This is a genomic window from Microbacterium sp. SL62, assembly GCF_026672635.1.
Lineage (GTDB): Bacteria > Actinomycetota > Actinomycetes > Actinomycetales > Microbacteriaceae > Microbacterium > Microbacterium testaceum_A.
Map to the genome: position 1 here is coordinate 2,378,904 of NZ_JAPPRM010000001.1, position 18,417 is coordinate 2,397,320.

Genomic DNA, 18,417 nt, shown 5'->3' on the forward strand with positions numbered 1-18,417 from the left:
CCGGCATCCGGGAACCCCTCCGTGAGACGACGCGGGTCAGGCGTCGAGGCGGTACAGCCAGCCGTGCTTGTCTTCGGCGCGGCCGTACTGGATGTTCGTGAGCTCTTCGCGCAGCTCGAGCGCGAGGGTGCCGGTCGGCTGCTCGTCGATAAAGTCGCGGCCCTTCAGGATGCCGATCGGGGTGACCACCGCGGCGGTGCCGCACGCGAACACCTCGACGATGTCTCCGGATGTCACGCCCTGGCGCCACTCGTCGAGCGAGACGTTGCGTCCCTCGACGTGGTGGCCGCGGTCACGAGCGAGCTGCAGGATCGAGTCGCGCGTGATGCCCTCGAGGATCGAGTCGGACTGCGGGGTGACGATCGAGCCGTCCTTGTAGACGAACACGACGTTCATGCCGCCGAGCTCTTCGACGTTGCGGTCCTGGTCGAGGAAGACGACCTGGTCGCACTCGTTCTCGTACGCCTCGGACTGCGGCAGCAGGCTCGCGGCGTAGTTGCCACCGGTCTTGGCTGCTCCGGTGCCGCCCTTGCCGGCTCGGGAGTAGTCCTCGCTGAGCCAGATCGACACCGGCTGCACGCCGCCCTTGAAGTAGGCGCCGGCGGGGCTGGCGATCAGGTAGTACGCGACCTTGTGCGCGGGGCGGACGCCGAGGAACGCCTCTTTCGCGAACATGAACGGACGCAGGTACAGGCTCTGATCGTCGCCGGAGGGCACCCATGCGCCATCGACGGCGATGAGCTCGCGCAGCGACTGCAGGAAGTACGGCACGGGCAGCTCGGGAAGGGCCAGGCGACGGGCCGAGCGCTGCAGGCGGCGGCCGTTCTGGTCGGGGCGGAAGGTGTGGACCGAGCCGTCGGCGTGACGGTAGGCCTTGATGCCCTCGAAGATCTCCTGGCCGTAGTGCAGCACCGCGGCCGCCGGGTCGAGCGAGATGGGTCCGTAGGGCGAGACGCGCGGGCGGTGCCAGCCGCCGCGGACAGACCAGCAGATGTCGACCATGTGGTCGGTGAAGCTCTGCCCGAAGCCGGGGTTGGCGAGGATCGCATCGCGGTCGGTGGCGCTCTTGGCCGCGAGGTTGCGGGTGACGGCGAACTCGAGCGGGTCGAGTCCGGTGTCGGGATCGGTGTCGATGGTGGTCATTCGTTGTCCAAAGCTTGTCGAGTGCCGGGGGCGATGCTCGCCGATCGGTCCAGGTTACGCCCGGACGCGCTCGGCGATGGCGTCGCCGATCTGGGCGGTGGTGCGGACCCCGTCGCGGTTCGCGATGTCGTCCTCGACCGCGCGGGTGACGCGGGCGGATTCGTCGGTGAGCCCGAGGTGATCGAGCAGGAGGGCGACGGAGAGGATCGCGGCCGTGGGGTCGGCCTTCTGGGATCCCGCGATGTCGGGCGCCGATCCGTGCACGGGCTCGAACATCGAGGGGAAAGCGCCGTCGGGGTTGATGTTGCCCGAAGCGGCGAGGCCGATGCCTCCGGTGACGGCGCCGGCCAGGTCGGTGAGGATGTCGCCGAAGAGGTTGTCGGTGACGATCACGTCGAAACGGCTCGGGTTCGTGACCAGGAAGATGGTTGCCGCGTCGACGTGCAGGTAGTCTACGTCGACCCCGGGGAACTCCTGCGCCACGGCGTCGACGATGCGCTTCCACATGCCGCCGGCGTGGACGAGCACGTTGGTCTTGTGCACGAGCGTCAGCTTGTGGCGACGGCGTTCGGCGAGGGCGAAGGCGTAGCGGACGACGCGCTCGACCCCGAAGGCGGTGTTCACCGAGGTCTCGTTGGCGACCTCGTGCGCGGTGCCGCGACGGATCGAACCGCCGTTGCCCACGTACGGCCCCTCGGTGCCTTCGCGGACGACCACGAAGTCGATGTCGCCCGGGTCGGCGAGCGGGCCCGCGGCGCCGGGGTAGAGCTTCGAGGGCCGCAGGTTGACGTAGTGGTCGAGTTCGAAACGGAGCTTCAGCAACAGACCGCGCTCGATGTTGGCGTCTTTCAGGCGGGGGTCGCCGGGGACTCCCCCGACGGCGCCGAGCAGGATCGCGTCGTGTGCGGCGATCGCGGCGAGATCGTCGTCGGTCAGGGTGTCACCCGTCTCGAGGTAGCGCCCGGCACCGAGCGAGAACGGCGTCTTCTCGAACGTGACGTCCGACGCGGCGGTGACGGCGTCGAGCACCTTCACGGCTTCGGTGACGACCTCGGGACCGATGCCGTCACCGGGGATGACGGCCAGCTTCACGACACGCGACATCGCTCTCCTCAGAGCTCGGGCACGTCACTTCTTCGACGTGCTGCGGGATCCTCCCAGGGTAGTGGCAGCGATGACCGCGGCCACGACGATCAGACCCGCTCCGATGAGCGCCGTGATCACGACCCCGGAGTCGAAGGCGTGCGCGGCGGCGAGACGCAGGGCGTCGGCCAGGGCGACGTCGTCCAGCGTGTTCGACACCGCGACGGCCCCGGCGAGCGTCTCTCGGGCGGCCTGGGCCGCGGCATCCGGGAGTCCCGCGGGCAACACGAGCTGAGCCCGGTAGAAGGCGGCGAGGATGCCGCCGAGCACCGCCGTGCCGAGGACGGCTCCCACCTCGTACGCGGTCTCGGAGACCGCGCTGGCCGCGCCGGCCTTCGCCGAGGGAGCGCTGGAGAGGATCAGCTCGTTCGAAACGGTCTCGGCCGCCCCGATACCGATGCCCAGCAGCGCGAACGCGATGATCAGCAGCGTCAGATCGGCCGTCGAGAGCGCGACCATGACGTAGGCGACCACCGAGAACGACAGGGCGACGGGCACGACGACCCGCGCCGGGAAGCGCTTGGCGACCGCGACCACCGCGAGGCCCGAGATGATCATGAGCACGAGCCCGGGCAGCAGGGCGAAGCCCGCGACCATCGGCGACAGCCCGACGACCAGCTGCAGATGCTGAGCCACGAAGTAGAGGAAGCCCACGAGCCCCACCACGCTGAGCAGGTTGACCAGGATCGCGCCCGAGAACGTGCCCTGACGGAACAGTGTCATGTCGAGCATGGGCGTGGCCAGGCGTCGCTGGCGCCGGACGAACAGCCAGCCGAAGACCACCCCGACGACGAAGAGCACGGGAGCGAGCGAGAGGGGGCCGTCGACGGCGAGCTTCTTGATGCCGTAGACGATCGGCACCATGGTCGCCAGCGACAGCAGCACGCTCACGGGGTCGAATCGGCCCGGGTGGGGGTCGCGACTCTCGGGCACGAAGAACGGCGCGAGGATCAGCAGCGGAACCAGCACCGGCACCGCCATGAGGAAGACGGAGCCCCACGTGAAGTGCTCGAGGAGGAAGCCACCGACGATCGGACCGAGTGCCGCTCCCGCCGAGAAGCCGGACGCCCACACGGCGATGGCGATGCGACGCTGGTCGCGGTCGCGGAAGATGCTGCGCAGCAGCGACAGGGTCGAGGGCATGAGCATGGCGCCGAACACGCCCATGAGCGCGCGGCCGGCGATGAGCAGGGCCGCGGTGGGCGCGAACGCCGACAGCGCGGACACCGCCGCGAAACCGGTCGCCCCGATCAGGAGCATGCGGCGACGCCCGAACCGGTCGCCCAGGGTGCCCATGGTGACGAGGAGCCCGGCGAGGACGAGGGGGTAGACGTCGATGATCCACAGCTGCTCGATGCTCGAGGGCTGCAGCGACAGGGCGATCTCGGGGAGCGCGAAGCTCAGCACCGTGTTGTCGACCGACACGAGAAGCACCGGCAGCATGAGGACGGCCAGCGCGAACCACCCGCGCCAACCGGCACGCGTCACGGTGATCTCCGAGGTGGGCAACGACGAGGTGAGCATTGTGCGAATCCGTTTCTTAACCGTCCAGCCGGTATAGTATCAGAGCAATGCCGACCGCCGCCAGTACGATCGAGGAGTCATGAGCCGTCCCCCTCTCGCCCGCGAAGCCGTCCTCGACGCCTTCAGCCGCATCCTCGTCGACGAGGGCGAACGCGCCGCGACGATGGATGCCACCGCGCGCGGTGCGGGCGTGTCGAAGGGCGGCCTGCTCTATCACTTCGGCTCGAAGAGCGCTCTCGAAGCGGCCCTCGTCGAGCGGCTGGAGAGGCTCGCCGAAGAGGACGTCGCCGAGATCGAGCGATCCGACGAGGGCGTGGTCGCAGCTCACCTGCGCTCCTCGCAGAACACCGGCTCCCCCCTCGACGTGACCATCCTCGCCGTGTCCCGCCTCGCGCAGAACGGCAGCGACGCCGCCTCGGCTTCCCTCCGTCGTGTCCGCGAGCTCTGGGAAGACAGCCTCCGTGCGCACACGCGCGACGAGACGGCGCTGCAGATGGTGCTGCTCGTCAGCGACGGGCTGTACTTCAACGCCGTCCTCGACCTCAACGCCCTCCCCGGCCCGGCCCTCGAGGGCGCCGACCTCGACGCGCTCATCGCCCGCGTCGTCGCCGCGGCGACCTAGACCGCGAGAGTCGCCGGTCAGTCGCGCAGCCGCTGGACCCGCCGCTCATGACGCTCGCGCCGGAGCTCGATCACCACCCCGAGCAGGATCAGCGCCCCGCCGATCACACCGACGAAGCCCCACGGCGTGCGGCGCACGACATCGGCCACTCCGGCGACGACGAACAGGATGCCGAGACCGGCGGAGACGACGCGAAGGACGAGGGCCACGAGCGAAGTGTCATCCGCCCGATTATGTGTCGCCCCAGAGCGGGGAACGTGCGCGCCGAAAACGAACGGAAGAGGGGGCCGCCGCAGCGACCCCCTCCCCCGGAACGAGAATCCGGGGCGTCAGCCCTCGACGATGTCGATCTGTCGGAACAGGTCGGCGCCGACGGCCTCGCGCATCGCGACGAGGATCTCGTCGGGCACCGGCGAGTCGACCGTGAGCACCGAGAGCGCCCGGCCCGTGGCATCCGGAGCCGCCACCTGCAGGCCCGCGATGTTGATGCCCGCTTCGCCCAGCTTCTGGCCGTAGATCGCCACGATTCCGGGGCGGTCGGCGTAACGCATGACCACGTGGTGCTGCTCGATCGGCACCTCGATCTCGTAGCCGTTGATCGAGACGACCTTGGGCACCATGCGCGTGCCGGCGAGCGTGCCCGCGACCTCGAGGGCCGAGCCGTCGGCCAGCGTGCCGCGCAGGATCGTGATGTTGCGGTACAGCGGGCTCTCGGCCTCGACGACCAGGCGCGCCTCGACGCCGCGCTGCTCGGCGAAGAGCGGGGCGTTGACGTACGAGACGCTCTCGCTGACGATGCGGCTGAAGTACCCCTTGAGGGCGGCGAGACGGTAGACGCTGACGTCGTACTGGGCGAGCTCTCCGCGCACCTCGATCTCGAGGCTGGTGAGGGCGCTGTCGGCGAGGCCGCTGAAGAACTGGCCGAGCATCTCGACGAGCGCGATACCGGGGCGCACGAAGGGGTCGATCGCGCCGCCGGCGACGTTCACGGCATCCGGAACGAGATCGCCTTCGAGGGCGAGCTTGACGCTGCGCGCGACCGAGACGCCCGCCTTCTCCTGCGCCTCCTCGGTGCTGGCGCCGAGGTGCGGGGTGACGACGACGTTCGGCAGGTCGAGGAGCTTGCGGGCGGGTCCGCCCTCGGCGGGGGGCTCGGTCGAGAAGACGTCGAGACCGGCGCCGGCGATCTCACCCGTGGTGAGGGCGTCGAAGAGCGCCTCCTCGTCGATGAGGCCACCGCGGGCGACGTTGATGACGTAGGCGCTCTTCTTCATGCGGCGCAGCTGCTCGGCGCCGATCATGCCGGTCGTCTCGGGCGTCTTCGGCATGTGGATCGTGACGAAGTCGCTCTGCTCGAGGAGCTCGTCGAGCGACACCAGCTGCACGCCGAGCTGCTGCGCGCGGGCCGCGGTGACGTAGGGGTCGTACGCGATCACGCGCATGTCGAAGCCCTGCACGCGCGCGGCGATGAGGGCGCCGATGCGACCGAGGCCGATGATGCCGATCGTCTTCTCGAACAGCTCGGTTCCGGTGAACGAGCTGCGCTTCCACAGGCCCTGCGCGAGCGAGGCGTGCGCGGCCGGGATGCGGCGCGCGAGGCTCAGCACGTGACCGACGGTGAGCTCGGCGGCCGAGATGATGTTGGAGGTCGGGGCGTTGACGACCATGACGCCGGCCGAGGTGGCCGACTTGATGTCGACGTTGTCGAGCCCGACACCGGCGCGGGCGACGACCTTGAGCGACGGCGCGGCGGCGAGGGCCTCGGCGTCGATCTGGGTGGCCGAGCGCACGAGCACCGCGTGGGCGTCGGCGAGGGCCGACAGCAGCGCGGGGCGGTCGGTCCCGTCGACGTTGCGCACGTCGAAGTCGGGGCCGAGCGCGTCGATCGTGGCGGGAGAGAGTTCTTCGGCGATGAGCACGACGGGCTTCGTCACGGATACGTCCTTCGAAACGGTGCTGGGGACGGCCGCGCACCGTCGCACACCGCCGGCGCGAACCGGGCGCGCGACCCGTGCGGGCCGTCTGTCAGCCTAGCGCGGAGCCACGAGGCGCCCTGACCGTGTGACGCCGCACGTCCGGGCTGCGCTGGCCGTGTGCAAGCCGAGCAGGGCGGAGCCGGGTAGACATCGCGCCGACACCTCCGCCGCATGAGACCGCATCTCGCTGACGAGCCCACGTCAGCGTGACGCCGAGATGTCAGCGAGATGCTTTCTCGCGGAGGACAACGCCGCGCGCGAGCAGAACGGGACCCCGGATGCCGGGACCCTCGTCCTCAGCCGCCGTACAGGCCGTACGAGGTGGTGCCGTAACCCACGATCGCGAGCCAGAACGCGGCGGAGAGCGTCAGCCCCGCGAGGAGGGCGATCGCGAGCTCGCCAGCCCTTCGCCGCTGGCCGATCGCGAAGGCCACACCGAACGCGACGAGCGGGAACACGATGGGAAGGATGTACACGAACCAGCCCAGACCGTTGAGCCCCAGGGGGCCGTTGACCTGCTGGATCAGCAGCGCGACCGAGCTCCACACGACGTACGCGTAGAACAGGCCGAAGAGTCCCGCGATCGTGACGAGAAGCCACGTCGGCAGGTGGCGGGTGCGAACGGGAGTGCTCATGCGAAGGCCCCCAACGACAGGAACGGCCAGGGAACGAGAAGCACGATCCCCACGATCAGCAGCAGGAAGCGCTGCCACGTGCGCCAGCTGCGCGTGAGAGCGAGCACGGCGACGAACCACACGACCGGGGCGAGCGCCGCGCCGATCGTCAGGGCGATCACCGTCACCGACGGAATGGGAAGACCGAGGCCGTTCAGCCGCAGTCCCGCGAGAAGCCAGCCGATCGCGAAGAGCAGGAACGTCGCCGCCACCATGCCGATCCCCACGAGACCCACGTTTCCGAGGGGCGCCGCGTGGGCGGCATCCGGATCCTCATCGTCGACGTCGTCGACCGCGACCGGCTCGGAGCGGACGGGCTCGGGATGCCGGGTGACCGGCGCCGCGGCAGGCTGCAGGGGCTCGATCGGCCCGGCCTCGACCTCGCCGCCGGGGACGGGGGTCGGCGCGTGCTTCTCGCCGACGTCGAGGGTGGGGTCGTCGTCACCGCCCCAGGACAGGGCGTCGTCATCGCGCGGAATGCTCACGGCTCCACGGTAGCGGCGCTCCCCCGCCGCCGGGCCGCGCCCCGCCGAAACGGCGAACGCCCCGGAACCGCGAGGTCCCGGGGCGTTCGACGAGAGGATCAGCGCGCGGCGGAACCCTCGACGTAGTCGGTGTCCTGCTGCTTCCACGCGAAGAGGCCGCGCAGCTCCTTGCCGGTCGCCTCGATGGGGTGACCCTGCTCCTTCTCGCGGAGCTCGAGGAACTCGGGGGCGCCCTTGTCCTGGTCGGCGATGAAGCGCTCAGCGAAGGCACCCGACTGGATGTCGCTGAGGACGGCCTTCATGCTGGCCTTGACGTCGGACGAGATGACGCGGGGACCCGAGACGTAGTCGCCGTACTCGGCGGTGTCGGAGATCGACCAGCGCTGCTTGGCGATGCCGCCCTCCCACATGAGGTCGACGATGAGCTTGAGCTCGTGCAGCACCTCGAAGTACGCGATCTGCGGCTGGTAGCCCGCCTCGACGAGGGTCTCGAAGCCGGCCTGCACGAGGTGGCTCATTCCGCCGCAGAGCACGGCCTGCTCGCCGAACAGGTCGGTCTCGGTCTCTTCGGTGAAGGTCGTCTTGATGACGCCGGCGCGGGTGCCGCCGATGGCCTTGGCGTACGACAGGGCGGTGTCCCAGGCCGAGCCCGAGGCGTCGCGCTCGACGGCGATGATGTCGGGGATGCCGCGGCCCGCGACGTACTCGCGACGCACGGTGTGACCGGGAGCCTTGGGGGCGACGAGGATCACGTCGACACCCTCGGGGGCGTCGATGTAGCCGAAGCGGATGTTGAAGCCGTGCGCGAAGGCGAGCGTCTTGCCCTCGGTGAGCTTGTCCTTGATCGAGTCGGCGAAGATCGAACGCTGGTGCTGGTCGGGCGCCAGGATCATGATCAGGTCGGCCCACTCGGCGGCATCCGCCACGTTCTTGACCTCGAAGCCGTCTTCCTGCGCCTTGGCGGCCGACTTGGAGCCGTCCTTGAGCGCGATGACGACCTCGACACCCGAGTCGCGCAGGTTCTGCGCGTGGGCGTGACCCTGCGAGCCGTAGCCGACGATCGCGACCTTCTTGCCCTGGATAATCGAGAGGTCGGCGTCGTCGTCGTAGAAGATCTCTGCCATGAGGATGTTTCTCCTTGAGTCGTGGCCCCCGCTCAGGGGCCGCTGGTGAATGGAAGAAGGGAAGATTCAGCCGCGCAGAACGCGCTCGGTGATGCTCTTGCCGCCGCGACCGACGGCGAGCAGGCCCGACTGCGCGAGCTCCTTGACACCGAAGGGCTCGATCGCCTTGAGGAAGGCCGCAACCTTGCCCGAGTCGCCGGTGATCTCGATCACGATGGCGTCGGGGGCGTAGTCGACGACCGACGCGCGGAAGAGGTTCACGACCTCGAGCACGTTGGAGCGGCTCGCGTTGTCGGCGCGCACCTTGACCAGGACGTGCTCGCGCTGGACGGAGCTGGCGGGGTCGAGCTCGACGATCTTGATGACGTTGATCAGCTTGTTCAGCTGCTTGGTCACCTGCTCGAGCGGCAGACCCTCGACGTCGACGACGACCGTGATGCGCGAGAGGCCCGGCACCTCGGTGACACCCACGGCGAGCGATTCGATGTTGAAGCCGCGGCGGGCGAACAGGCCCGCGACGCGCGTGAGCAGACCGGGCTTGTCCTCGACGAGGAGGCTCAGAACGTGGCGGGACATCTCAGTCCTCCTGCTCGTTGAAGGTGGGCGAGTGGTCGCGCGCGTACTGGACGTAGCTGTTGCTGACGCCCTGCGGGACCATCGGCCAGACCATGGCGTCGGCGCTCACGACGAAATCGATCACGACCGGGCGATCGTTCGTGTCGAGCGCGAGCTGGATGGCCGCGTCGATCTCGTCTTCTTTCTCGACGCGGATCGCCAGGCATCCGTACGCCTCGGCCAGCTTGACGAAGTCGGGGATGCGGCGGGTGCCGTGTCCCGTGTTCAGGTCGGTGTTCGAGTGGCGGCCGTCGAAGAACAGCGTCTGCCACTGGCGCACCATGCCGAGCGAGGAGTTGTTGATGATCGCGACCTTGATCGGGATGTCGTTGATGACGCAGGTCGCGAGCTCCTGGTTGGTCATCTGGAAGCAGCCGTCGCCGTCGATCGCCCACACGGCGCGCTCGGGCTGGGCCACCTTGGCGCCCATGGCCGCGGGCACCGCGTAGCCCATGGTGCCGGCACCGCCGGAGTTGAGCCACGCGTTCGGGCGCTCGTACTTGATGAACTGCGCGGCCCACATCTGGTGTTGGCCCACGCCCGAGGCGTAAACGCCCTCGGGGCCGGTCATCTCGCCGATGCGCTGAATCACGTACTGCGGCGAAAGCAGACCATCGGTGGTGGGCGTGTAGCCGAGCGGGAACTCCTCGCGGAGCCCGTTCAGGTAGGTCCACCACTCGGTGTAGTCGTGGGGCTGCTCGGCGTCGACGGCACGGAAGGCGGCGTCGAGGTCGACGAGCACGTCCTTCAGGTCGCCCACGATCGGCACATCGGCCGTGCGGATCTTCGAGATCTCGGCGGGGTCGATGTCGACGTGCACCACCTGCGCGTGCGGGGCGAAGAGCGCCGCCTTGCCGGTCACGCGGTCGTCGAAGCGCGCGCCGAGCGAGACGATCAGGTCGCTCTCTTGCAGGGCGAGCACCGCGGGAACGGTGCCGTGCATGCCCGGCATGCCGAGGTGCTGCTCGTGCGAGTCGGGGAACGCGCCGCGCGCCATGAGCGTGGTGACCACGGGCGCACCGGTCGCTTCGGCGAGCACCTTCAGCTCGGCCGAGGCGTTCGCGCGGATCGTGCCGCCGCCCACGTACAGCACGGGCTTCTTGGCGGTGGCGAGCAGCTGGGCCGCGGCCTGGATCTGCTTACCGTGCGCTTTGGTCACCGGGCGGTACCCGGGGAGCTCGACCTTGGGCGGCCAGACGAACGGCGCTTCGGCCTGCTGGGCGTCCTTGGTGATGTCGACGAGCACGGGACCGGGGCGACCGGTCGAGGCGATCTCGAAGGCCGCGGCGATCGCGCCGGGGATCTCTTCGGCGGTCTTCACCAGGAACGAGTGCTTGGTGATCGGCATCGTGATGCCGACGATGTCGGCTTCCTGGAAGGCATCCGTTCCCATGAGGGTCGAGAACACCTGGCCGGTGATGCAGACCAGCGGCACCGAGTCCATGTAGGCGTCGGCGATCGCGGTGACGAGGTTGGTCGCCCCGGGGCCCGACGTCGCGATGGCGACGCCGACCTTGCCCGAGGCGGCGGCGTAGCCCTCGGCCGCGTGACCGGCGCCCTGCTCGTGGCGCACGAGGATGTGGCGCACGTGCTCGTCGTCCATGAGCGGGTCGTAGACGGGCATGATCGCCCCGCCCGGCAGACCGAACACGTCGGTGACGCCGAGCAGGTCGAGCGAGCGGACGACCGCCTGCGCACCCGTCATCACGGGCGCCGGAGCGGTGCGGGCGGGCGGCCGGGGAATGGCTGCCGTGGAGGAATCGATGGACATGGGAGTACCTCGAGAACCGGGAGAAAGGTGAGAAGGGGGACGGCCGTCAGCCCGTGACCGCGCCCTCCGCGGCGGAGTGCACGAGCTTGGAGTACTTGGCCAGAACGCCACGGGTATAGCGCGGGGGAAGCGGTTCCCAGCCTTCGCGGCGGGAACTCAGCTCGGCGTCATCGACGATCAAGTCGAGAGTGCGAGCGGCGATATCGACCCGTATCAGATCACCATCGCGCACGAAGGCGATGGGACCTGCGTCCACCGCTTCGGGAGCTATGTGGCCGATGCACAGGCCGGTTGTGCCGCCTGAGAATCGTCCGTCCGTCAACAGTAGTACATCTTTTCCGAGGCCCGCGCCCTTGATGGCCGCGGTGATCGCGAGCATCTCGCGCATGCCCGGACCGCCCTTGGGACCCTCGTAGCGGATGACCACGACGTCGCCGGCGGCGATCTCGCCCGCCTCGAGGGCGTCCATCGCGCCGCGCTCGCGCTCGAACACGCGGGCGGGGCCTTCGAAGACGTTCCCGTCGAAGCCGGCCGACTTCACCACGGCGCCCTCGGGGGCCATCGAGCCGTGCAGGATCGTGATGCCGCCGGTCGCGTGGATCGGGTCGTTGAACGAGTGGATGACCTTGCCGTCGACCGGGTCGGGGTTCAGGTCCGCGAGGTTCTCGGCGAGGGTCTTGCCCGTGACGGTGAGCGCGTCACCGTGCAGCAGCCCCTCGTCGAGCATGGCCTTCATGATGACCGGGATGCCGCCGTGACGGTCGACGTCGTTCATGACGTACTGGCCGAAGGGCTTCATGTCGGCCACGTGGGGCGTGCGGTCGCCGATGCGGTTGAAGTCGTGCAGGTTGAGCTCGACCTCGGCCTCGTTCGCGATGGCGAGCAGGTGCAGCACGACGTTGGTCGAGCCGCCGAGCGCCATGGCGAGGGCGATGGCGTTCTCGAACGCCTCTTTGGTGAGGATGTCGCGCGTGGTGATGCCCTGGCGCAGCAGGTTGACCACGGCCTCGCCCGAGCGGTGGGCGAAGTAGTCGCGGCGGCGGTCGGCCGAGGGCGGGGCTGCGGAGCCGGGGAGGCTGAGACCGAGGGCCTCGGCGACGGACGCCATGGTGTTGGCGGTGTACATGCCACCGCACGCGCCCTCACCCGGGGCGATCGCGCACTCGATGCGCTTGAGGTCGGCCTCGCTCATCTTGCCCGCGAGGCACGCGCCCACGGCCTCGAACGAGTCGATGATCGTGACGTCCTTCTCGGTGCCGTCGCTGAGCTTGACCCAGCCCGGGGCGATGGAACCGGCGTAGAGGAAGACGCTCGAGAGGTCGAGGCGAGCGGATGCCATGAGCATGCCGGGGATCGACTTGTCGCAGCCGGCGAGCAGCACGGAGCCGTCGAGGCGCTCGGCCATCATCACGGTCTCGACGCTGTCGGCGATGACCTCGCGCGACACGAGCGAGAAGTGCATGCCCTCGTGGCCCATCGAGATGCCGTCGGAGACGGAGATCGTGCCGAACTGCAGCGGGTACCCGCCGCCGGCGTGCACGCCCTCTTTCGCGCCCTGCGCGAGGCGGTCGAGGCTGAGGTTGCAGGGCGTGATCTCGTTCCAGCTCGACGCGATGCCGATCTGGGGCTTGTCCCAATCCTCGTCACCCATGCCGACGGCGCGGAGCATTCCGCGCGACGTGGTGGCTTCGATGCCATCGGTGACGACGCGACTGCGGGGCTTGATGTCGAATTCGCCGGTGTTCGGATTCTGCGGTGCGGGCATTCTCGAAGTCTATTGCGCGGGTACGACACCCGATGCTCCGCAGGCCGTGAACGCTCGATTAATCGGCGCGCGTGAACCCCGCGTCCGGTGCCGGCCGCATCGACTTCCGCGCGAACGCGGATCGTCGAGGTGGCGTCGCGTCAGTCGACGTGCGCACGACGCAGGCGCGCCACATTTTCCAACACCGCGACGAACGCGTCGATGTCGTCCACGCGGAGCGTCGCCGCGGTGTCTCCCCCGCCCACGCGCACGCCGAGGTCACCGGCATCCAGGGAGCTCAGGGCATCTTCATCGGTGACGTCGTCGCCCGCGAACAGCACGGCCGTCGCCCCGACGCGCTCGCGCAAGCGCGCCACGGCGGAGTCCTTGCCCTCGTGTCGGAACGAGAACTCGAGGATGTCGTGGCCGGTGCGACGCCGCCACGAGGGCGCTCGATCGGAGAGCATCTCGTCGACGAGAGCACGGGCGGCCCGAGCGGTCGCGGCATCCGCGGTGCGCGTGTGGACGCCGAGACCGTACTCCTTGGGCTCGATCCAGACACCCGCCATGTCAGCCGTGCGCTCGAGGACCTCTTTCTGCAGCTCGTCCCGCAGCTCGAGGTCGGCGGCGTCGTCGCCCGTCTCTTCGATCCCCGCACCGGGCACCCAGAACTGGGCGCCGTGCGAGCCCGCGAGCCAGATGGGCGAGGAGTCGTCGTGCTCGGCAATCTCGCGCAGGTGCCCGAGCGAGCGCCCCGACACCAGGGCGACGACCGTGCGCGGAAGCACCGCGAGGGCGTCGACCGCGGCCCGCGCACCCGGGGTCATCCGCGCCGACATCGGCTCGTCGACGAGCGGCGAGAGCGTGCCGTCGAAATCGAGGGCGACGAGGAGCGTGTCGGTGGTGGCGACGGCCTCGACCGTCGCGTCGGCGGCGGTCACTCGGCATCCGTTTCGTCGATGGGCTCGCGTTCGGGGACCGAACCGTCGTCGTGTTCGACCACCTCGGCGGCGGCGGCGCTCGACGATTTCTCGTGGAAGACCGAGAGCGCCTCGAGGAACTCCCGCGACCAGTCCTCGACGTCGTGATCGCGTACGCGTTTGCGCAGGGCCCGCATGCGGCGGCCCTGCTCGGCGGCGGGCATGTCGATCGCGCGCAGGATCTGGTCCTTCAGCCCGTCGATGTCGTGCGGGTTGATGAGCAGCGCGCTGCCCATCTCGTCGGCGGCTCCCGCGAACTCGCTCAGCACGAGCACGCCGCGGTTGTCGATGCGGCTGGCGACGTACTCCTTGGCGACGAGGTTCATGCCGTCGCGGAGCGCGGTGACGAGCATGACGTCGGCCGCGAGGAAGAGGGCGACCATCTCTTCGCGCGGGTACGACTGGTGCAGGTAGCGGATGGCCGTGTGCGTGGTGGTGTCGTAATCGCCGTTGATGCGCCCGACGGTCATCTCGATCTCGTCGCGCAGCTGCACGTAGGCGTCGACGCGCTCACGGCTCGGGCTCGCCACCTGCACGAGGGTGGCGTCCTCGACGGTGGCCCGGCCGTCTTCGAGCAGTTCGCCCCACGCTTTCAGGCGGTGGCGGATGCCCTTGGTGTAGTCGAGGCGGTCGACGCCCAGCAGGATCTTGCGCGGATTGCCGAGCCCCTCGCGGATCTCCTTCGCGCGCTGCTGGATCTCGGGCTTCTGCGCGAGCTCGATGTACGACTCGGCGTCGATCGAGATGGGGAATGCCTTCGCAAGGGCGACGCGCGTGCCGCCCTGGGAGTCGGGCACCAAGATGCCGCTGGCCTTGGTCTCGTATCGCAGCTGTCGCCGCACGGCCCGGGCGAAGTTGCCGGCGTCGGCCACGCGCTGGAATCCGATGACGTCGGCGCCGAGAAGTCCCTCGAGCACCTGCTTGCGCCAGGGCAGCTGCGAGTACAGGCCGTAGGCGGGGAACGGGATGTGGTGGAAGTACCCGATCGTGAGGTCGGGGCGCAGCTCGCGCAGCAGTTTGGGGACGAGCTGGAGCTGGTAGTCCTGCACCCACACGATGCCGCCCTCGGCGGTCACGTCGGCGGCGGCGCGGGCGAAGCGTTCGTTCACCTTCACGTAGGCGTCCCACCACGCGCGCTTGTACGTCGGCGCGGCGATGACGTCGTGGTACAGCGGCCAGATGGTGTCGTTCGAGAAGCCCTCGTAGTAGAGCTGCACGTCGGACGCCGACAGGGTCACGGGAACGAGGTGCGTGCCCTCGAAGTCGAAGGGGTCGACGGTGGCATCGGCTTGACCGGCCCATCCGACCCAGGCGCCTTCGGCGCGACGCATGACGGGTTCGAGAGCGGTGACGAGACCGCCGGGTGAGCGTCGCCACCCCTCGCCGTCGGGGGTGCGATCGACGGGCAGTCGGTTGGCGACGACGACGAAATCGGCCTGGGTCACAGGTCCTCCTCGGGGATCGTCCTCAGGCTAACAGCGGGCCCGATCCGCGCACGGGGGTGGACGGGATGCGATACGTGCGTTCTCGCGCGCGGGCCGGTCGCGCTCCGCTGTCAAGGTGCGGCGCCGGATCACGCCGCTCGATAGGTTGGGCTCATGCGGCAGTACATCTTCGGAACCGGTCTTCTCAGCGCCATCACCGGCGGCGTCACGCTCCTGCGCGGTCTCAAGAACGACGAGCCGTTCACCTGGCGCACGGCGCTGGCGTGGCTGAGCTGGGGCATCACTCTCGCGCTCGCGATCGGCGCGGTCGTCGACACGCGCCGCGCGCGTCGGGGTCGCGTGATCTCGGGGGACTCCCCCGTCTCGAAGAAGCAGGAGAAGCTGTTCAAGAAGCGGCTCGCGCGCTGACCCACGGAGACCTCACGGATGCCGCGGCCTCGAGGTCGCGGCATCCGTTCGTTTCGGGCCGGCCCTACCGGGTGAGGATCAACGCGTCACCCTGACCGCCGCCACCGCAGAGCGCCACCGCGGCCGTCCCGCGGCCGCGACGGACGAGTTCGTGCACCGCGTGGACGACGAGACGGTTGCCCGAGGCGCCGATGGGGTGCCCGATCGCGATGCCGCCGCCGTGCGGGTTGACGACCTCGTCGAAGACGCCCAGCTCGGCCTGCGACCGCGCGACCACGGCGCCGAAGGCCTCGTTGATCTCGATGAGGTCGAGGTCGGATGCCGCGATGCCCTGCTTCTCGAGCGCTTTCGCGATCGCGCGGGCGGGCTGGGCGTGCAGGGAGTTATCGGGGCCGGCGACCTGACCTGCGGCCCCGACTACGGCGAGCACGTCCCACCCGCGCTCGTGGGCGATCGCGCGGGTGGTGACGACCACCGCGGAGGCACCGTCGGAGATCTGCGAGGCGTTTCCCGCGGTGATCGAGCCGCCCTCGGCGAAGGCGGAACGCAGCTTCGCGAGCGTCTCGACCGTCGTGTCGGCGCGGATGCCCTCGTCGGCCGAGACGACCACGGGGTCGCCCTTCCGCTGCGGGATCGACACCGGCACGATCTCGGCGTCGAAGATCCCCTCCGCCTGCGCGGCGGCGGCGCGCTGGTGGGAGCGGGCGGCCACGGCATCCTGAGCTTCGCGCGTGACCTCGTACCGGGCGTTCGCGCGCTCGGTCGAGGCGCCCATGCTCTCGCGGTCGTACGCGTCGGTGAGGCCGTCGTACGCCATGTGGTCGAGCACCTCGACGGAGCCGTAGGCGTAGCCGTCACGCGAGTTCATCAGCAGGTGCGGGGCACGGGTCATCGACTCCATGCCCGCGGCGACGACCACCGTCGCGTCTCCCAGGCGCAGCATGCGTGCCGCGTCGATGATCGCGGTGAGACCCGACAGGCAGACCTTGTTGATGGTGGCGGAGTGCACGTCCCAACCGATGCCCGCTTCGATCGCGGCCTGGCGCGCGGCGTTCTGCCCCGCTCCGGCCTGCAGCACGTGGCCCACGAGCACCGCATCGACGGCGTCGGCGGGGATGCCGCCGCGCTCGAGCGCCCCGCGGATGGCGGCCGCCCCGAGCTGCACGGCGGTTAACGGGGCGAGCTGCCCCTTCAGTCGGCCCTGCGGGGTGCGGGCGGCGGCGACGATGACGACGTCTTTCTGTGCGTTCATGCGTGCTGCTCCTCAGCGAGTCGGACGGTCAGCTCGGGCTCGGTGGCGGCCCGCACCTCGTCGACGCTCACCCCGAGGGCGAGCTCGACGAGCACGAGTCCATCCTCCGTCACATCGATCACGGCGAGGTCGGTGATGATCCGGTCGACGACGCCGCGGCCGGTGAGCGGCAACGAGCACTCGTCGACGATCTTCGGTGAGCCGTCGCGGGCGACGTGCTCCATGAGCACGATCACGCGGGCGGCGCCGTGGACGAGGTCCATCGCTCCCCCGGGGCCCTTGACCATCTTTCCGGGGATCATCCAGTTCGCCAGATCTCCGGATGCCGACACCTGCATCGCCCCGAGGATGGCGGCGTCGATCTTGCCCCCGCGGATCATCCCGAAGCTCAGGGCCGAGTCGAAGAACGCCGACCCCGGGAGGGTGGTCACGGTCTCTTTGCCGGCGTTGATGAGGTCGGCGTCCACCGCGTCCTCGGTCGGGTAGGGACCGACGCCGAGGATGCCGTTCTCGGACTGCAGCACGACCGTGACTGCGTCGGGCACGTAGTTGGGCACGAGGGTCGGCAGGCCGATGCCGAGGTTGACGTACGAGCCGTCGGCGAGCTCGCGGGCGGCGCGGGCGGCCATCTCGGTGCGGGACAGAACCATCAGCGGGTCTCCTCACTCACGGTGCGCTTCTCGATGCGCTTGGGGACGTCGGGGCCGACCTCGACGATGCGGTGGACGTACACGCCGGGGAGGTGAACGGCGTCCGGGTCGAGGTCACCGGGCTCGACGAGGTGCTCGACCTGCACGATGCAGGTGCGGCCGGCCATCGCGGCGAGGGGGTTGAAGGCGCGCGCGGCCTTTCGGAACACGAGGTTGCCGTGCCGGTCGCCCGTGTGGGCGTGCACGAGCGAGAAGTCGGTGGTGATGGCCTCTTCGAGCACGAACTCGCGCTGCTCGCCGTTCACCTCGAAGGTGCGGACGTCCTTGACCGGGGAGGCGACGGCGATGCCGCCGGCCCCGTCGTAGCGACGCGGCAGTCCGCCCTCGGCGACCTGGGTGCCGACACCGGTCTGGGTGTAGAAGGCCGCGATGCCCGAGCCGCCGGCCCGCAGCTTCTCGGCGAGGGTGCCCTGCGGGGTGAGCTCGAGCTCGAGTTCGCCCGAGAGGAACTGCCGCTCGAACTCCTTGTTCTCTCCGACGTACGACGAGGTCATCTTGCGGATGCGACCGGCGCCGAGCAGGATGCCGAGCCCCCAGTCGTCGACGCCGCAGTTGTTCGACACGACCGACAGGTCGCGGGTCCCCTGGGCGAGAAGGGCCTCGATGAGGGCGATGGGGTTGCCGGACAGGCCGAACCCGCCGACGGCGAGAGACGCTCCGTCGGTGATGTCGGCGACGGCCTCGGCGGCCGAGGCGACGGTCTTGTCGATCACGCGAACTCCTTCGTTTCGTCCTCCTACGGTGCGCTGTTCGGGCCCGCCGAGTCGACCGCGCTCTTGTCATGTGGATGACGTGGGGCTT

General features: G+C 69.6%; 18 protein-coding genes. 2 read left to right on the top strand and 16 right to left on the bottom strand.

The features are described from left to right. Window positions 1-36: 36 nt before the first annotated feature. The 3 genes from OVA26_RS11440 to OVA26_RS11450 are packed head-to-tail and all read right to left on the bottom strand — an operon-like array spanning window position 37 to window position 3,810. Complete coding sequence (locus OVA26_RS11440) at window positions 37-1,143, bottom strand: branched-chain amino acid aminotransferase (RefSeq protein ID WP_268104146.1); 1,107 nt, start codon at window positions 1,141-1,143, stop codon at window positions 37-39. 54 nt (window positions 1,144-1,197) lie between these two features. Then, window positions 1,198-2,247 carry a 3-isopropylmalate dehydrogenase gene (locus OVA26_RS11445; protein ID WP_074695142.1) on the bottom strand — a complete coding sequence of 350 codons (1,050 nt, stop codon included), beginning with the start codon at window positions 2,245-2,247 and terminating at the stop codon, window positions 1,198-1,200. 24 nt (window positions 2,248-2,271) lie between these two features. Then, window positions 2,272-3,810, bottom strand: a complete 1,539-nt coding sequence (locus OVA26_RS11450) for an MFS transporter (protein ID WP_056230651.1) — start codon at window positions 3,808-3,810, stop codon at window positions 2,272-2,274. A gap of 79 nt (window positions 3,811-3,889) precedes the next feature. Between OVA26_RS11450 and OVA26_RS11455 the strand changes: the two genes are divergently transcribed. Continuing rightward, window positions 3,890-4,432 carry a TetR/AcrR family transcriptional regulator gene (locus tag OVA26_RS11455; protein ID WP_056230649.1) on the top strand — a complete coding sequence of 181 codons (543 nt, stop codon included), beginning with the start codon at window positions 3,890-3,892 and terminating at the stop codon, window positions 4,430-4,432. Between the two features lie 17 nt (window positions 4,433-4,449). Here the strand turns inward: OVA26_RS11455 and OVA26_RS11460 are convergent, their stop codons facing one another. The 10 genes from OVA26_RS11460 to OVA26_RS11505 all read right to left on the bottom strand — a co-directional run bounded on the left by OVA26_RS11460 (window position 4,450) and on the right by OVA26_RS11505 (window position 15,246). Continuing rightward, window positions 4,450-4,641, bottom strand: a complete 192-nt coding sequence (locus OVA26_RS11460; RefSeq protein ID WP_268104147.1) for a hypothetical protein — start codon at window positions 4,639-4,641, stop codon at window positions 4,450-4,452. Window positions 4,642-4,761: 120 nt separating this feature from the next. After that, on the bottom strand, window positions 4,762-6,366 hold the full coding sequence (gene serA / locus OVA26_RS11465) for a phosphoglycerate dehydrogenase (RefSeq protein ID WP_056230644.1): 1,605 nt from the start codon (window positions 6,364-6,366) through the stop codon (window positions 4,762-4,764). A 338-nt stretch (window positions 6,367-6,704) separates the two neighbouring features. Further along, window positions 6,705-7,043, bottom strand: a complete 339-nt coding sequence (locus OVA26_RS11470) for a hypothetical protein (protein WP_056230642.1) — start codon at window positions 7,041-7,043, stop codon at window positions 6,705-6,707. Next, complete coding sequence (locus OVA26_RS11475; protein WP_268104148.1) at window positions 7,040-7,567, bottom strand: DNA polymerase III subunit gamma/tau; 528 nt, start codon at window positions 7,565-7,567, stop codon at window positions 7,040-7,042. Before OVA26_RS11475 ends, OVA26_RS11470 begins: the two co-directional genes overlap by 4 nt. Before the next feature lie 98 nt (window positions 7,568-7,665). Next, window positions 7,666-8,691 carry a ketol-acid reductoisomerase gene (gene ilvC / locus OVA26_RS11480; protein ID WP_056230637.1) on the bottom strand — a complete coding sequence of 342 codons (1,026 nt, stop codon included), beginning with the start codon at window positions 8,689-8,691 and terminating at the stop codon, window positions 7,666-7,668. 66 nt (window positions 8,692-8,757) lie between these two features. Beyond that, the gene (ilvN, locus tag OVA26_RS11485; protein WP_056230635.1) at window positions 8,758-9,267 is read right to left on the bottom strand and encodes an acetolactate synthase small subunit; all 510 of its coding nucleotides are present in this window, start codon (window positions 9,265-9,267) and stop codon (window positions 8,758-8,760) included. A 1-nt stretch (window position 9,268) separates the two neighbouring features. Then, window positions 9,269-11,077: an acetolactate synthase large subunit gene (locus OVA26_RS11490; protein ID WP_074696861.1), complete on the bottom strand. Its 1,809-nt coding sequence runs from the start codon at window positions 11,075-11,077 to the stop codon at window positions 9,269-9,271. 46 nt (window positions 11,078-11,123) lie between these two features. Further along, window positions 11,124-12,842, bottom strand: a complete 1,719-nt coding sequence (gene ilvD, locus OVA26_RS11495; protein WP_056230630.1) for a dihydroxy-acid dehydratase — start codon at window positions 12,840-12,842, stop codon at window positions 11,124-11,126. 140 nt (window positions 12,843-12,982) lie between these two features. Further along, the gene (gene otsB, locus OVA26_RS11500; protein ID WP_268104149.1) at window positions 12,983-13,762 is read right to left on the bottom strand and encodes a trehalose-phosphatase; all 780 of its coding nucleotides are present in this window, start codon (window positions 13,760-13,762) and stop codon (window positions 12,983-12,985) included. Beyond that, the gene (locus OVA26_RS11505) at window positions 13,759-15,246 is read right to left on the bottom strand and encodes an alpha,alpha-trehalose-phosphate synthase (UDP-forming) (protein ID WP_074696863.1); all 1,488 of its coding nucleotides are present in this window, start codon (window positions 15,244-15,246) and stop codon (window positions 13,759-13,761) included. The genes otsB and OVA26_RS11505 overlap by 4 nt, the downstream gene beginning before the upstream one ends. 153 nt (window positions 15,247-15,399) lie before the next feature. On the opposite strand from OVA26_RS11505, the gene OVA26_RS11510 reads away from it, so the two are divergent. Continuing rightward, window positions 15,400-15,654: a hypothetical protein gene (locus OVA26_RS11510; RefSeq protein ID WP_056230625.1), complete on the top strand. Its 255-nt coding sequence runs from the start codon at window positions 15,400-15,402 to the stop codon at window positions 15,652-15,654. A 64-nt stretch (window positions 15,655-15,718) separates the two neighbouring features. Here OVA26_RS11510 and OVA26_RS11515 read toward each other — a convergent pair whose 3' ends face one another. Genes OVA26_RS11515 through OVA26_RS11525 form a run of 3 tightly spaced genes read right to left on the bottom strand, consistent with a single transcriptional unit; the run spans window position 15,719 to window position 18,329 of the window. After that, window positions 15,719-16,906, bottom strand: a complete 1,188-nt coding sequence (locus tag OVA26_RS11515; RefSeq protein WP_268104150.1) for an acetyl-CoA C-acetyltransferase — start codon at window positions 16,904-16,906, stop codon at window positions 15,719-15,721. Further along, window positions 16,903-17,556, bottom strand: a complete 654-nt coding sequence (locus tag OVA26_RS11520; protein WP_268104151.1) for a CoA transferase subunit B — start codon at window positions 17,554-17,556, stop codon at window positions 16,903-16,905. The genes OVA26_RS11515 and OVA26_RS11520 overlap by 4 nt, the downstream gene beginning before the upstream one ends. Then, window positions 17,556-18,329 (bottom strand): CoA transferase subunit A, encoded by a 774-nt coding sequence (locus OVA26_RS11525; RefSeq protein ID WP_074696867.1) that lies wholly within the window; start codon window positions 18,327-18,329, stop codon window positions 17,556-17,558. Before OVA26_RS11525 ends, OVA26_RS11520 begins: the two co-directional genes overlap by 1 nt. Window positions 18,330-18,417 lie beyond the last annotated feature (88 nt).

Excerpts from the sequence above, each read along its gene's own strand:
- OVA26_RS11440 (WP_268104146.1), bottom strand. The coding sequence starts at position 1,143 with ATGACCACCATCGACACCGATCCCGACACCGGACTCGACCCGCTCGAG.
- OVA26_RS11445 (WP_074695142.1), bottom strand. The coding sequence starts at position 2,247 with ATGTCGCGTGTCGTGAAGCTGGCCGTCATCCCCGGTGACGGCATCGGT.
- OVA26_RS11450 (WP_056230651.1), bottom strand. The coding sequence starts at position 3,810 with ATGCTCACCTCGTCGTTGCCCACCTCGGAGATCACCGTGACGCGTGCC.
- OVA26_RS11455 (WP_056230649.1), top strand. The coding sequence starts at position 3,890 with ATGAGCCGTCCCCCTCTCGCCCGCGAAGCCGTCCTCGACGCCTTCAGC.
- OVA26_RS11470 (WP_056230642.1), bottom strand. The coding sequence starts at position 7,043 with ATGAGCACTCCCGTTCGCACCCGCCACCTGCCGACGTGGCTTCTCGTC.
- ilvC (WP_056230637.1), bottom strand. The coding sequence starts at position 8,691 with ATGGCAGAGATCTTCTACGACGACGACGCCGACCTCTCGATTATCCAG.
- ilvN (WP_056230635.1), bottom strand. The coding sequence starts at position 9,267 with ATGTCCCGCCACGTTCTGAGCCTCCTCGTCGAGGACAAGCCCGGTCTG.
- OVA26_RS11490 (WP_074696861.1), bottom strand. The coding sequence starts at position 11,077 with ATGTCCATCGATTCCTCCACGGCAGCCATTCCCCGGCCGCCCGCCCGC.
- ilvD (WP_056230630.1), bottom strand. The coding sequence starts at position 12,842 with ATGCCCGCACCGCAGAATCCGAACACCGGCGAATTCGACATCAAGCCC.
- OVA26_RS11510 (WP_056230625.1), top strand. The coding sequence starts at position 15,400 with ATGCGGCAGTACATCTTCGGAACCGGTCTTCTCAGCGCCATCACCGGC.
- OVA26_RS11515 (WP_268104150.1), bottom strand. The coding sequence starts at position 16,906 with ATGAACGCACAGAAAGACGTCGTCATCGTCGCCGCCGCCCGCACCCCG.
- OVA26_RS11520 (WP_268104151.1), bottom strand. The coding sequence starts at position 17,556 with ATGGTTCTGTCCCGCACCGAGATGGCCGCCCGCGCCGCCCGCGAGCTC.